Raw genomic sequence first — 13,444 nt, 5'->3', positions numbered from 1 at the left:
GTAGTTCGTCATTTCGCCCCTACGCCAATGCCCATTAGTACGATCAGCGACGCCGCGGCGACGACGCAGCTCATCGCGAGCACGAGTTGCGCACGCGAGAACGTGAATCGGAACACGGGTCGGGCCCCTGCGGCTGCGAGCGCGGCCGGAAGCGGTGTACGCTCGGACGGCAAACCCGCCGATACGAGCGCGACCACGGTGCAGATCGACAAGAGGCTCAATAGATTGCGCGGCCCCTCGCAGATCACATCGATAGTGATGAACAGCACCCCCGCCGCCTCGACCGGCAACTGTAACAGCGACAGCACCACACCGATATAGCCAACGCTCACGACACCATTCTGCCCGGCCGACATCAAGGCCGCGACAGTCGACGCCACGCCGATCACGACGATATCGGCCATGCCGATCGGCCGATCGTAAAGATTCGCGACGAATACCGCCGCCAGCGCGAAATACAAAGCCGAGCCGGCGCGCACGAAGACACTGCCGAACGGCACCACCAGTTCGGCGACGCCGCGGCTGAACCCCAGGCGTGTGCTCATCGCTTCGATCGTGTGGGGAATCGGCGCGGTCGCGCTGCCCGATGCGAGGCCGACGAGCATCGGTGTCTTCAGGCTCGTGAGCGCACGGCCGAACGAGGTGCCCGCTTGCCGGGCGATGGCCGCCAGCGCCAGGGCGGACAGTAGCAGCGCGGACAAGACGAAGCACAGCAGGAAGCCGCTCATTGCATCGATCGTCGCGCGCTGCACATGCGCGCTCAGATGCGCGGCCATGCCGAAGGCCAGCACGGGCAGCAACAGGTTCGCATACCCGATCACCGACTCGAGCGCGCGGTAGATGCCCTCGAAGACGCTGTTGAGCATAGGGGTCTGCTCGCTCGAGAGCGCAGCGAACGCCATGCCAAAGAGAATCGTACCGGTCAGGATGCCGAGCGCCCGACCCTGCGCGAGCGCGTGATAGAAATTGTCGGGCACGAGGTCGCCGAGCGAGAAGCCGCCGGGCGTTACGGTGGCACTCGATGCCGCATGGCCAAAGAGCACGACGCGGGTGTCGCTTGTGCTTTGCAGGACGAGTTCGCCGAGTCGGGCATGTGCCACGCTGGAGAGATGCTGGCCGGGCATCGCAATGGCGGCCAACGCGACGCCGCCCGCCGCGCACAAGGCGACGAGCACCACCGCGAGCATCAGCATCGTGCCGATCCGCACGCCGGGCCGCGACATCGCGAGCAACTGCCTCAACCCAAAAAACATGGCGACGACCAGCAGCGGCACGGCAGCCATATTGACCACCGAGAGGTAGAGCTGCCCGACAAAGTAGGCCGCCGCACCGACCGGCGCGGCGACGATGCCGACGATCGCCCCCATCACGAAGCACACCAGCAGTGCAAGCGTACTGTTCGAGATGGACTTCCAGGCTTTCATCGAGGCGTATTCCAGCCGCGCGCGAGCGCATAGGACACCGTGGCGCGCGCGAGCTCCAGCGTGCTGTCGACCAGGGTGAGCGCGGGCTTCGCGATATGCCGCGCGGCCAGCGGAATTTCGGTGCATCCCATCACCGCGGCATCCGCGCCGCGCGAAATGAACTCATCGAGCGCGGCCGCGAGATGCACGGCCGACTCGTCGAGCTCGCCCGCCTTGACGGCCCGGATACAGGCCTCGATATGCACCTGCGTGATCGCATTGGGCACCACGGGTTCGATGCCGCGCGTCGTCAGCCCTTGCTGGAACAGTCCCGACGACAGCGTGCCGCCCGTCGCCAGCACCGCCACCCTGCGTGCGCCCCCTGGCACGGCGGCGATACAGGTCTCGACGATATGGAGAATCGGCACCGGGCTGTGCGCACGCATCGCGGAATACCAGAAGTGAGCCGAATTACAGGGAATCGCAATGAGCTCCACACCGTTGCGGTTGAGCAGGTCGATGCCGTCGAGCAGGGCCGGCAGCGGGTCCTCGCCGAGGCCGAGCATGCCGGCCGAACGGTCGGGCGTATGCGGCAGATTCGCCACCAGCATCGGCAGATGCTGCTGGTCGGAAGTCGCCCCGGCCGTACTGGTCAGCAGGATGACCTGCTCCATGAAGTCGACCGTGGCGAGCGGCCCCATGCCGCCGAGAACGCCGATGAGTGCCATAGTGTTCTCTAGATCTTCAAGGGACGGGGGCAGATGATCGAAACCGCGGCCGTGTTGCCAATGACGAGCACCACGGTACGGAGCATGTCGCACAAGGGGTCGACCGCGAGGAACAGGATGAACGCGGCTTCGAACGGCAGGCGCAGGTAGACGCATGTCATGCCGATCAGCGATACCGTCACGAGTCCCGTCATGCCCGCCGAGGCAAAGCCGGCGAGCACCGAGGCGAACAGCACGGTCGCGATATCGACCGCGCTCAGGTCATGTCCATACAACTGGGCGATGAACAGGGTTGCGCAGACGTAATAGACCATCGGTCCGACACGCAGCAGCGACACCGTCAACGGCACGAGCAGCTCGACGCGCGAGCGCGCGAAGCCGAGACCGTCGACCAGGCTCTCGATCATGCTCGGCATGCACGCCGCGCTATTGCGGGTGGCCAGCGCGAGCGCGAACGGTGCGCGCAGCGCATCGAGCGTCACGCCGAGGGAATGGTTGGAGCGCTTCCAGATCACTGCGGCGGCGAACACCAGCAGCACGACACAGGCGATGAAGAAGGCGATCACGAACTGCAGCATCGCATGCAGGGGCCCGACACCCGACTTGCCGAGCTGTGCCGCGCTCATGCAGAAGAGGATCAGCGGCAGCGGATAGCTGAGCCAGTGCATCAGCTTCTGGCATGCGTGGTAAATCGTTTCAAGCGACTGGCTGAGCCCGACTGAGATCCGTTCGGGAACGCGCCCGACAGCGAGACCGAACAGCAGGGCGAACACCAGCGCCTTCAATGCGTCACCGTTGGCGAGCGCCGCGAAGATATTCGTGGGAACGAGGCTGCTTAGCACGTCGATGAAGCTCATGCTCTTTTCGGTCAGGTCGCCGCCGTAGAGATTCATGATCGTTTCGTTCGACGAGGTGTCATTACCGACCATCATGCCGAACGCCTGCATGGTCACCCTCGACAGGTTCGCACCCGGGCGCATGACGAGCAGCACGATCGCGCCGACCACGGCAACGAGGGCCGAGGCGCAGACAAAGACGGTGAGAACCCGGACCAGGAGTTTCGAGGTGCCGCCCCCTTCGCGAAACAGGCGCTGCAGGCTGAAGATGACCGCCGAGATCATGAAAGGCAAGGTCGTCATCTTCAGCAAGTTGACATAGATGTCCCCGACGAGGCCGAGCTTCTGGGCTTCGATCGGCAGGAGCAGTCCGAAGGCGCCCCCGAGCGCCAGGCTGCCGATCACCGCCCATGGGTTGACCGCGAAAGCATAGAGTTTGCTGGCATTCATTTTCTTTTGGTCTCTTCTGGCTTGTTTTCTTGCGGCTTGTTTTCTTGCGGTCGTTCAGTTTTTCGTCGCTTGCAGCAGCGTGTTGACGTCGAGCTTCCTGCTGCGTTCCTCGAGGAACTGGTTGACAAACGCAAGCAGCGCCGGCGAGGAAATATTGACGCCGACCGCAATCGTGTCGTTGAGGTCTTCGAGCGTGACGACGCGCAGGCGCAGCGAAGCGGTCGGATCCTGCTTGAGGACGTGCTTGACTTCGAATTCGTCGCGATAGGCTGCCGTGATGTCACCCGCGTTCAACGCCTTGACCAGTTCGTCCCAGCTTCGATAGCCAACGACCTTCGCATGCGGGAAATTGCTCACCACGTAATCGGCGTAGGACGAATTCACCACCACCCCGATCGTGCCGTCGTACGTGCGGATCACTTCCGGCACGGAACGGTCATGCGCGAGCTCCGCGAACTTGAGGCGGTTCAGCAGCAGGGCGCGATGCAGTTGCACGTAGGGAACGCTGAAGCTGATCAGTTCCGCGCGCGGCAGCGTGCGCGACAGTTTGCTAATGGCAATGTCGGCCTGCCCGCTCGCCAGCAGGTTCACCACCCCGTCGAAGGTCCAGGCATCGCGGTTGAAGCGGACCTTCACGCCGAGCTTCTGCGCGATCTCATTCGCGAGATCGATGTCGAAGCCCGACAGCTCGCCCTCGTAGCGTTGGAAAAAAGGAGGCTGGTCGACGCCGAGCACGGCGACCACGATTTCGCCCCGGCTTGCGATGCGAGCGAACTCCGGTGAGAGCAGTCGGCCGTTGGGCATTTGCACGAGCCCGTTCGCGGTTGTGACGAGTGCGACTTCGGACGCGGGGGCGCTGGCCGCCGCTGCCGCTGCCGCTGCGCTCGCCACGGTGGCCTCACTGGCTGGTGAAATGTTGGCGCTGGCGGCCGTCGCTGCACTGCTCGTTGCGATGCCGGCTGCCGTGATCGCGGCAAACGCGAGGAGCATGGCGACAACCCGACGCCACATACCGCGAACCGGACCCGCCGCGCGGGGCCGTCTTGCGTTGACAGAGAGAAAGCGTGAGATCAGAAACGACATGGTGATTACAGTCTCAAGAAGTCGAAGAAGCAGGAGCAGCGTCTGTCTCGCCCGCGGAGGGTGACGAAGCCCCTGCGGGAGGTTCCGGTGCGGTTGCGGGCGCTGGCGTGATGGCAAGCGTCGGTGCGACGGATTGCGCCGTGAGGGGGGCCGGCGGAGCGACAAATCGCGCACCGATCTCGAAACCCAACAGGAACAGCAGCACGCACAGCAACAGCACGCAGCATGCGGCGATCGTCACCATCCGCGAGGTCATCGAAATAACGTATTGCATCGCGCCTCGCCTTAAGGAATCGAAGTAGTGGATTGCGCAGTGGAGACGATCTGGATCTCGCCGCCCCACACGCACAGTAGTTTCGAGCTGTTGTTCAAGGCCGGTTGCCCGCCGACCAGCACCGTGGGCGAGCCGGGCATCCACGGCGCCATCGTCATCGGTATGCAGGGCATCGGCGTCAGCGCGCCGAGCGCGGCGGCCGTCGCCGCGATGACTTGCGGGTTGCCCGTGCAACTGCACGTACCGAACGGCATGACGTTGACCATCGGTATGTGATCCATGATGCTGGCCGCGGGTGTGCCGGCCGTCACGCGCGCGAGCGGCAGCACATTGAGCGACGCCGGCGCGACGCCGAAACTGCACTGGAGCATGGAACCTGTCGTCACCTGGATGCCCATGTCAGCCCCTCACCCATTTCTCGAGATGCTTGACGAGACGCGGACCGCCGTTTGCCCGTTCGCCGGGTGTCGCCGCCGCGGCGACGCTGCGCCACTCGCCTTGCGGCTTGCCCTGCAGGTATCGCCGTTCCTGCAAGACCTGTCCGTCCGCGCCAAAGCGGCGCACCGTGCCGTGCAACAGGTTCGCGCGATACTGCGAGGATTGGGCGAGCGCCCCCTCGGCCGAGTAGTTACGCGTCTCGCCGTCGAGCAAGCCGTGGCTGTAACGCGCGCGCCGCACGACGACGCCGTCGTGCATGAACAGGGCTTCGCGCTCGAGCCGGCCAGCTTCGTAGCTCATCCGCGACGTCACGAGACCGGAGGGTGCGTAGCACACGCTCTCTCCATGCAGGGCACCGAGCACATGATGCTGGCGGCTCGCGATGCGGCCATCCTGATACATCGTCGTGACACCATGCAGCTTGCCGCCCAGGTAATGGGACTCCTGCATGAGCCCGCCTTGCGCGTCGAATAGTTTCATCGGTCCGTGCAGCACGCCGTTCGCGAAATTCGCCTCGAGCACGGGCACCCCCGCGGGCCCATAGCGAACCATCTCCCCATGCGGGGCACCGTTGAGCAACGACGTACGTCCCACGAGGTTGCCGCTCGCATCCCGTTGCTCGACGACACTCGCGCGCGCATCCGCCGCGAGCGGCAGGCTCGCGGGTGATGCTGGCGGTGCGGGTGGGGACAGGGTATCGCTCATGTCGCGTCTGGGTCTGCGTGTGGATATCAGTTGAGTTTGATCATCGCGCCCTTGAGCACAAGCATGGCGCCGCCGTCCACGGTCTGCGTCGCCGAGGCCTTGTGTTCGATCGTCATGCCCTCGCCGGTCAATGCCGTACCCGCCTTGTTGTCGAGCGTCGTGCCCGCTTCGTTCTTCATCGACGTCCCGGCCTTGATGCTGATCGAGCCGCTCACGTCGATGACGAGATTCCCGGTGACCTTCAGGGTGTAGTTGCCGCTCACGTTTTGCGTAAATGCGGCGTGATTCGTGTGGGTCTCGTCGCCGGTCACCTCAAGCGTCCGCGTACCCTTGACCGAATGCGTCTCCTTGCCCGTCTGGACATCGATGGTGCGATCGCCCTTCGTGAGGGTATGCGTCTCGGCACCGTTGGTGACCGTCGTGGAGAGCGCGTCCTCGATCACGACCGTCATGTCTTTCTGGGCATGGAGATACAGTTCCTCGGAGTCGAGCTTGTCCTCCATCCGGATCTCGTTGCCCGCGGTGCCGTTCTTCGACGAGTGCGAGCGCATCACGCTCTGGGTTTGATTGGCTGGCAGCGTGACGGGCACCGTTTCCTGCTTGTTGTAGACACTGCCGGTCACGAGCGGGCGGTCGGGATCGCCGTCGACATAGCTGACGACGACTTCCTGCCCGACGCGCGGCAGGAACAGATGACCCCATCCCTGCCCCGCCGAAGCCTGCGACACGCGTACCCAGCACGAGCTGTTCTGATCCGCTTCGGTCGTGCGGTCCCAGTGGAACTTGACCTTGATCCGGCCGTACGCATCGGTCCAGATTTCTTCGCCGCTCGAGCCGACGACCTGCGCGGTGTGCGTGCCCGCGACAAGGGGCCGGGGCGTCACGAGGGGCGCACGAAACGGCACGGCCGAGGGGAATACTTCGAACTCGTTGCTGTAGGCATCGTTCGATGCCGAATGCGTGACCGCGCGCACGACGTAGGAAACACTGAGTGCCGGGTTCGCGTGTCCGTCCAGCGTAAAGCTCGTGCCGGCTGTCAGGCTGTAGCAATAGCTCAGACCCCGGCCCGTCTGCTGCTCCATCTGCTGCGCCGCCAGCCGCACGCCCGCGATCCGAGTGCCGTCCGATGCGCTCGCGTATTTGCCGGGGAAGGTATAGCGGCTGCCCGTCGAAGTGCCCCCCGAAGTCGTCGACGATGCCTGCGAGGTGGTCGCGCTCACATAGTCGTAGTCCGCGACGACATGCTCCGACTCCACGAGGCCGAGCGTCATTTCGAATTCACCGATGCGTTCGACCTGGCCGTGCGCCGTCGAATCAGACGAAAAATAGAGCTGCGCACTGTGGGTACCCGGCGTGTGCGCGGCCGGGCTGTCGGCGAGCACCATCGTATGGGTACCGTCAGCGAACGCGAAGAAATAGAAGATGCCTTCTTCTTCCATCAGCCGCGAGATGAACTGGAACGCGCTCTCGTCATACTGCACACAGTAGTCGCGCACCGTGTAAGTTCCGCTGATGCTTGATTCGAACGTCACTGCGAAGCTGTTCAACACCTGCTTGACGATATCGAGCGCGCTCAAATTCTGGAAGATGGCCCGGTCGCGCCCGAGTGTCAGCAGCCAAAGGCGCGGTGCGAGCTCCGCCGTGTAGTACCCGTTGTTCACATCGGCGCCGGTATGGGCAAAACGCGTGACGATTCCGCTGAAAAACCGTTGCGGACCGGACGGCTGCTGCACCGTCACGGTCGCCGTCTTGCCGACGAGCTTCGTCGCATCGATGGCCTTGTCGGCCGACCGCATGCGCAGATTGAACCGGAACAACTCGGAGATTGCTTCGCGACCAGCGAAGCCGTCGAGCATCAGCACGTCCGTACCGAGCGGTGTCGTGACCGAAAGCAAGCAACCAACCTGAGTCGTCGTCATGGGCATCGCCTACGCTCCATCCTTCGACGTGAAGTGGAAGGTGATGTTGCCCGCCGGTGTCAGCGCGAGATGGACCGTGCCGAAGGGCTCCGCGATCGAAATCCGTTCGAGCACCTGGCGCGCGAGCTCGGGCAGCACCGATTGCGTGAGGATGTGATCGACATTGCGTGCACCGCTGTCGACTTCCTTGCAACGTTGCGCGATCAACTGGGCGAAAGCGTCATCCCACGTCAACCTCGCATGGTGATTGCGCTCGAAGCGTTCGGCGAGCCGCGTCAGTTTCAGGTCGACGATCGAGGTGATCTGCGCATCGCCGAGGTGGTAGTACGGTACGAGCACGAGCCGGGCCAGGAATGCCGGGCTGAAGCGTTCGAGCAGCGCGGGCCGCAGACGGGCGATCAGTTCTTCCGGCGGCGGGCGATGGCCGCCCTGGCTGGCCTGCGTGATGACCTCCTGCGCAGCATTCGACGTCAGCAGGATCAAGGTGTTCTTGAAGTCGATCAGCACACCCTCGCCGTCTTCCATCACGCCCTTGTCGAACACCTGGAAAAATAGCTCGAGCACATCGGGATGGGCCTTTTCCATTTCGTCGAGCAGGACGACGCTGTACGGACGCCGCCTCACGGCCTCGGTCAGCACGCCGCCGCGACCATATCCCACATAGCCGGGCGGCGCCCCCTTGAGGCCCGAGACACTGTGCGCCTCCTGGAATTCGGACATATTGACGGTGATCATGTTGCGCTCGCCGCCATACAACGTGTCGGCCAACGCGAATGCCGTCTCGGTCTTGCCGACACCGCTCGGGCCGACCAGCAGGAAAACGCCGACCGGCTTGCCCGGATCGTCGAGGTCTGCACGGAAGGTTCGCACGCGCCGTGCGATCGCATCGAGCGCCTCGTCCTGCCCAACCACGCGCTCGGCGAGCTTGTCCTGCAGGTACAGCACCGTGTGCAATTCATCGGCCAGCATATTGCCGACCGGGATGCCGGTCCAGCCCGAGATCACCTTGGCGACGACGCCGGAATCGACGCAGACCGGCACCATCGGCTCGTCGCTCTGCACGGCTTCGAGTCCCTTTTCGAGGCGGCCGAGATTCGCCATCAGCGCCTCGCCATCCTCGCCTTCGCGGGCCATATCGCCGTTGGACAGATGGCGCGCGATCTTGCTCCGCCAGACGAGAATCTCGTTGACCGCGCGCTTTTCGGTCGCGAGCTTGTCGGTGAGCCGTGCATGCTTGACACGTTGTTCCTCGAGCTCGCGCGACGTGGCCGCGATGGCCGCGGCGTGGTCCACGCCGGTGGCCGCTTCATGACGGAAGATCCGCAACTGGCTTTCGGCCGTCTCGACCGCCCGGCCAAGCGCTTCGATTTCCTCAGGCAGGCCGCTTTGTCCGATCGCCACGCGCGCGCAGGCTGTGTCGAGCACGCTGATGGCCTTGTCCGGCAACTGGCGTCCCGAGATATAACGATGCGACAGCTTCACGGCGTCGCGCACGGCTTCGTCGAGAATCTCGACGCCGTGGTGGGCGGCAAGCTTCGGCACCATGCCGCGCAACATGTCGATTGCGACGGCTTCACTCGGTTCCTCGACCTTGACGACCTGGAAGCGCCGCGCGAGTGCCGGATCGCGCTCGACGTACTTCTTGTATTCGGCCCAGGTGGTGGCCGCGATCGTGCGCAGTTCGCCACGCGCGAGTGCCGGCTTGAGCAGGTTTGCGGCGTCGCCCTGCCCCTCGCTGCCGCCCGCACCGATCAGCTGGTGCGCTTCGTCGATGAAGAGAATCACCGGAACGGGAGAGGCCTTCACTTCGGCGATAACCGACTTGAGACGGTTTTCGAATTCGCCCTTGACGCCCGCGCCCGCCTGCAACAGCGCGAGATCGAGCGAGCGCACCGAGACGTTCAGCAAGGCGGGCGGCACATCGCCGTCGACAATACGTTGCGCAAAACCCTCGACCACCGCGGTCTTGCCGACGCCGGCCTCTCCCGTGAGGATCGGGTTGTTCTGACGGCGGCGCAGCAACACGTCGACCAGTTGGCGGATCTCCGCATCGCGTCCGCGAATCGGATCGATCGCGCCTTCACGCGCGAGGCCGGTCAGGTCGACGGTGTACTGATCGAGCGCGGCACGCCGGGTGTTACCCGCAGCCGCCGACGGCATCGCCGGCGTCGGGGTCTGTGTCGGGGTCTGTGTCGATGGCGATGGCGAACCCGCGGTGGCCGCTGCACCGCCCGTCCCGGCCACCCCGGGTTCGGCGGCACGCACGGCCTGGCCGCCGTCTTCGGAGGACCCCGCGAGCAAGGCGGGCAAGGCATCGCGCAGTTCGGCGCGCGGGATCTTCAGGAAGGCTGGCGCCGAGTCGAGCAGCAGCCCGCGCAGGCTGTCCACTTCGAGCAGGGCAAGCACGAGCGTGCCGGAACGGATCTGCTGTTCGCCTAGCAGCATCGAGCTCAGCAGCCACGCTTCCTGGAACAGCGGTGAAAAGTTCGGCGACAGGGCCGGTGTACGGCCGTTGCCACGCTTGAACTGATCGACGGCCCGTTGCAGCTGGGCAATGACGTCGGCCGGCGGCACGCCGAAGCGTTCGAGGATCGCGCGCAGGTCTGGCGCATCGGACTCGAGCAATTGAAGCAGCAAATGCTCGACGTCCACGTTGTAATGTGTCTGCCGTACGCACAATTGGGCGGCCTGCTCCATCGCATACTTGCATGCGGGGTTGAGCCGGCTCAGCAGTGTTCGAATATCGATGTCCATGTCTTGATCGTCAGCTCTTGATCGCTTGCGCAGTTCGCATGAATGCGGCAGGTCCGGCCGCGCGCAGGGTGAGCCTGACCGGTGCGGGGGGAGACAGGGGAGCGGAACCCGGGGTGCCGGCAGCCGCTGGAGCGCCGAGCCACGACGTCCATCCCAGGCGAGAAGCCGAGCGCCCTCCGAGCGCGCAGGCGGCACGTTGTTGTGCAGGGTGGAGCACGAACTCCACCTCGAGATCCTGTTGCAGATGACAGCGGATCAGCCACGCGGCGAGTTCATGATCGTCGCCACCCGGCAACAGGGACGTGAAGCGCGCATGCGGCAGATCCAGGAACTCGATGCGAATGCCCGCGGCCTGGTCCCAGGTCCGCCGTCCCAGCACGCCAAGGCCGCCCAGACGCGGCGCGCGCGTGCCGGCTCGTGTAAGCCGCAACGAATCGCGTGGATCGATTTCACGCCAGCCGCCGACGAACTGTGCGCCGCGCACGCGCAGACCCAGGCGGTCGGACAGCAGCGCGAGCAGCGCCGTCATCGAGCGCGGTGCGGCACCGAGCAGGCCGGCGTGACGCATCCACAGGCGCTGGCCCCGCGGGCCACGCTCGCCGTCGCGCAGGCCGAGGTTGCCGAGCGCATCGACGCAGGCCGCCAGTGCGGAGTCGTCAGGCGAGCGCCCGTTCAGACCGGGGGCATGCTTCTTACGGCTGCGGTACAGGAACGACAGAAAGCGGTGGTTGAAGATGTCGAGCAGATCGCCGGTCGCCGAATCGTGCGCGGCCCGGCGCGTGAGCACCCTCTCCGTGTAAGGCAGCGGCAAGGGACCGTTTGCCCCCGCCAGCGTCAGCACGGGGGTCGAGATCGTATACGTGGCACGCGCCGCGTAGTTGATTGCCAGGTTCGACGCATTCTCTGCCGGTGCCGCGTTTTGCCGCACGCTGCGGATGTCGCTCGGTTCGAACGCGAGCGACACGTAACCACTCAGCCTGACCGCCTCGCCCGTGCCGTCGCCTTGACCCAGCGATCGTGCCCAGGGCGCGGCGCGTTCGAGCAGATTGATCGCCTGGAACAGATCGAAGCCTTGCGGCCGATCGAGAAGCCGGGCGATCAAAGCAACTGCTGGCAGCCGGTCATCGGCTCCCATTGCTTCCATATCTCGTCTCCGCGGCGCACGACCAGCCGTACAAAGGAATTGACCGACGTATACATCGCGAAGAAACGCGCGAGCACGGCGCCCATCAACAACGGTGAACCGCCGACAAACGCGTCGGGGTGAAACTCGACTTCGACTTCAGTGCCGCGGCAGTAGCCGCGCCACGTATCGGTACCGACATGCGCCGTGACATTGCGCGCCTGAATGCTCTTGATGCCGCGGATCTGGTCCTGCTCGCGCGGACCATCCGAGGCGAACAGGCGCAACATTTCCTGCAACTGCCGCTGACCCGTCGCACCACTCACGAGGGAGTGGTAATTGAGCGTCAGCAGCGACACCAGCCGCCACAATGTTTCGCTGCCGAGCGGCGGGCTGCGCTGGATCGTCGGTTCATAGAGGCACCTGACCCGGACATTCTGCGAGACCTTCTCGACCAGCATCCGCGCACCGACCTGCACCTGCTCGGCAAGCCTGCGGTTCGTGCAGAGCACGTTCGCGTAGACGATCGGCGCGGCGGGCCGGCTCGTCGCGTGGCTCGCATCGACGAAGCTCAAATACATATCCGTGCCCGGCGCATTCCCGCGCAGGCTGTGTTCGCTGCGCGCAGACCAGAAGGTCGTCGCGCCGTTGGCTTCGAGATGGTCGATCGCCGCAAAGCTGGGCACGTTCATCGAACGGTCCATTGACGGATCGGAGGCGACCACCGACGTGATCGAATGAATCTCCGTGGTCGCCTCGCGCTGCTGATCGGCGACCAGGCGGTATTCGTAGTGGCGGTGATCGATCACGATCGGCTCGCTGGTCTGCGAGAACAGGTTCACGATCGGCGTGCAGCCGAGGCGAAAGTGTTGCGCGCCGAGCATGCCGAGCCCGCGCGGCGTACGGTCGAGATGCAATACGACCTCGCAGCTGCGGCCCGAGCCGAGACGGCCGGCGGGCAGTGTGAGGTCGAAGAAATGAAACTTGCGCGGAAACGCGAAGTATTCCTGCATCAGGCCATAGGCCGGATTGGCGTGCGGCAGTTGCGGCAGCACGCCGTCTTCCTCGGCATAGCCCACTTCGTGCCAGGCGGACGGCGACAACATGAATGCCGGCTTGCCCTCAGGACGCACCGAGACGTCCGCGACGCTCGACACGAGCAATTCATAGAGCGGCATCGTCACCATCCAGTCTCCCTGGAGATGGATGCGCAACTGCGACAGTTCGAGTTCGCCGAAATCAGCGCCTTCCTCGCATTCGAGCGTCAGACGCAAGGTCGCGTCTTCGGCAAGCACGGCGCGACTGATCTTCAGCGGCCAGAGCACGGTGTCCCATGCCGTGCGAAACCGGCAGGACTCCCCTGTTTCCGCACGCACGCTCAGCCCGGTATGGCGAGGCACGCGAAACCCGGCGGTCACCTTGCCCTGCGTGGGATCCAGATCGAACTGCGCGATCGTCATCGACGGAATCGACTGCACGAGCGACGGACACACATTGGCGAGCAAAGCCGACGCGATCTGCGGAAACTCCTGGTCGAGGTCGCGATGCACGCGTGCGGCAAGAAACGCCGTGGCTTCGATCAGCCGCTCCGTATGCGGATCGAGCGATTCGGTGCCGTGCAGTGCAAGCCGCGAAGCGACTTTCGGATAGCGCTGCGCGAAGTCCGCCCCCTGGGTGCGCAGGTAGGAGAGTTCGCGCTCGTAGTATTGAAGGATATCGTCCGGCGGCATA

At 64.6% G+C, this 13,444-nt stretch carries 11 protein-coding genes; all 11 read right to left on the bottom strand.

What is annotated here, in order from left to right:
• Positions 1–8 precede the first annotated feature (8 nt).
• The 11 genes from HV670_RS05435 to tssF are packed head-to-tail and all read right to left on the bottom strand — an operon-like array spanning position 9 to position 13,443.
• Positions 9–1,424 carry a dicarboxylate/amino acid:cation symporter gene (locus HV670_RS05435; protein ID WP_175103604.1) on the bottom strand — a complete coding sequence of 472 codons (1,416 nt, stop codon included), beginning with the start codon at positions 1,422–1,424 and terminating at the stop codon, positions 9–11.
• Entirely contained in the window at positions 1,421–2,131 is a 711-nt protein-coding gene (cuyB, locus tag HV670_RS05430) for a cysteate racemase (protein WP_175103603.1), read from the bottom strand. The genes HV670_RS05435 and cuyB overlap by 4 nt, the downstream gene beginning before the upstream one ends.
• A gap of 8 nt (positions 2,132–2,139) precedes the next feature.
• Positions 2,140–3,417: a dicarboxylate/amino acid:cation symporter gene (locus HV670_RS05425; protein WP_175103602.1), complete on the bottom strand. Its 1,278-nt coding sequence runs from the start codon at positions 3,415–3,417 to the stop codon at positions 2,140–2,142.
• A gap of 54 nt (positions 3,418–3,471) precedes the next feature.
• Positions 3,472–4,500: an ABC transporter substrate-binding protein gene (locus tag HV670_RS05420; protein ID WP_425511385.1), complete on the bottom strand. Its 1,029-nt coding sequence runs from the start codon at positions 4,498–4,500 to the stop codon at positions 3,472–3,474.
• A 13-nt stretch (positions 4,501–4,513) separates the two neighbouring features.
• Positions 4,514–4,774 carry a hypothetical protein gene (locus tag HV670_RS05415; protein ID WP_175103601.1) on the bottom strand — a complete coding sequence of 87 codons (261 nt, stop codon included), beginning with the start codon at positions 4,772–4,774 and terminating at the stop codon, positions 4,514–4,516.
• 11 nt (positions 4,775–4,785) lie between these two features.
• Positions 4,786–5,172: a DUF4280 domain-containing protein gene (locus tag HV670_RS05410; RefSeq protein WP_175103600.1), complete on the bottom strand. Its 387-nt coding sequence runs from the start codon at positions 5,170–5,172 to the stop codon at positions 4,786–4,788.
• Position 5,173: 1 nt separating this feature from the next.
• Complete coding sequence (locus HV670_RS05405; protein ID WP_246257019.1) at positions 5,174–5,917, bottom strand: toxin-antitoxin system YwqK family antitoxin; 744 nt, start codon at positions 5,915–5,917, stop codon at positions 5,174–5,176.
• A gap of 26 nt (positions 5,918–5,943) precedes the next feature.
• Positions 5,944–7,842, bottom strand: coding sequence for a type VI secretion system tip protein TssI/VgrG (tssI, locus tag HV670_RS05400; protein ID WP_425511384.1), 1,899 nt, complete (start codon positions 7,840–7,842; stop codon positions 5,944–5,946).
• Positions 7,843–7,845: 3 nt separating this feature from the next.
• Positions 7,846–10,590, bottom strand: coding sequence for a type VI secretion system ATPase TssH (gene tssH, locus HV670_RS05395; RefSeq protein WP_175103598.1), 2,745 nt, complete (start codon positions 10,588–10,590; stop codon positions 7,846–7,848).
• A 10-nt stretch (positions 10,591–10,600) separates the two neighbouring features.
• Positions 10,601–11,734: a type VI secretion system baseplate subunit TssG gene (tssG, locus tag HV670_RS05390; RefSeq protein ID WP_175103597.1), complete on the bottom strand. Its 1,134-nt coding sequence runs from the start codon at positions 11,732–11,734 to the stop codon at positions 10,601–10,603.
• A complete protein-coding gene (tssF, locus tag HV670_RS05385) occupies positions 11,689–13,443 on the bottom strand; it encodes a type VI secretion system baseplate subunit TssF (RefSeq protein ID WP_175103596.1) in 1,755 nt (584 codons plus the stop codon). Before tssF ends, tssG begins: the two co-directional genes overlap by 46 nt.
• Position 13,444 lies beyond the last annotated feature (1 nt).

This window comes from Pararobbsia alpina, assembly GCF_902859895.1.
Classification (GTDB): Bacteria; Pseudomonadota; Gammaproteobacteria; order Burkholderiales; family Burkholderiaceae; genus Pararobbsia; species Pararobbsia alpina.
This window is presented reverse-complemented; position numbering and strand designations above follow the sequence as displayed.

Coding starts and splice junctions, on each gene's coding strand:
- HV670_RS05420 (WP_425511385.1), bottom strand. CDS start 4,500: ATGTCGTTTCTGATCTCACGCTTTCTCTCTGTCAACGCAAGACGGCCC.
- tssG (WP_175103597.1), bottom strand. CDS start 11,734: ATGGAAGCAATGGGAGCCGATGACCGGCTGCCAGCAGTTGCTTTGATC.
- HV670_RS05435 (WP_175103604.1), bottom strand. CDS start 1,424: ATGAAAGCCTGGAAGTCCATCTCGAACAGTACGCTTGCACTGCTGGTG.
- HV670_RS05410 (WP_175103600.1), bottom strand. CDS start 5,172: ATGGGCATCCAGGTGACGACAGGTTCCATGCTCCAGTGCAGTTTCGGC.
- cuyB (WP_175103603.1), bottom strand. CDS start 2,131: ATGGCACTCATCGGCGTTCTCGGCGGCATGGGGCCGCTCGCCACGGTC.
- tssH (WP_175103598.1), bottom strand. CDS start 10,590: ATGGACATCGATATTCGAACACTGCTGAGCCGGCTCAACCCCGCATGC.
- HV670_RS05425 (WP_175103602.1), bottom strand. CDS start 3,417: ATGAATGCCAGCAAACTCTATGCTTTCGCGGTCAACCCATGGGCGGTG.
- HV670_RS05415 (WP_175103601.1), bottom strand. CDS start 4,774: ATGCAATACGTTATTTCGATGACCTCGCGGATGGTGACGATCGCCGCA.
- tssF (WP_175103596.1), bottom strand. CDS start 13,443: ATGCCGCCGGACGATATCCTTCAATACTACGAGCGCGAACTCTCCTAC.
- tssI (WP_425511384.1), bottom strand. CDS start 7,842: ATGCCCATGACGACGACTCAGGTTGGTTGCTTGCTTTCGGTCACGACA.
- HV670_RS05405 (WP_246257019.1), bottom strand. CDS start 5,917: ATGAGCGATACCCTGTCCCCACCCGCACCGCCAGCATCACCCGCGAGC.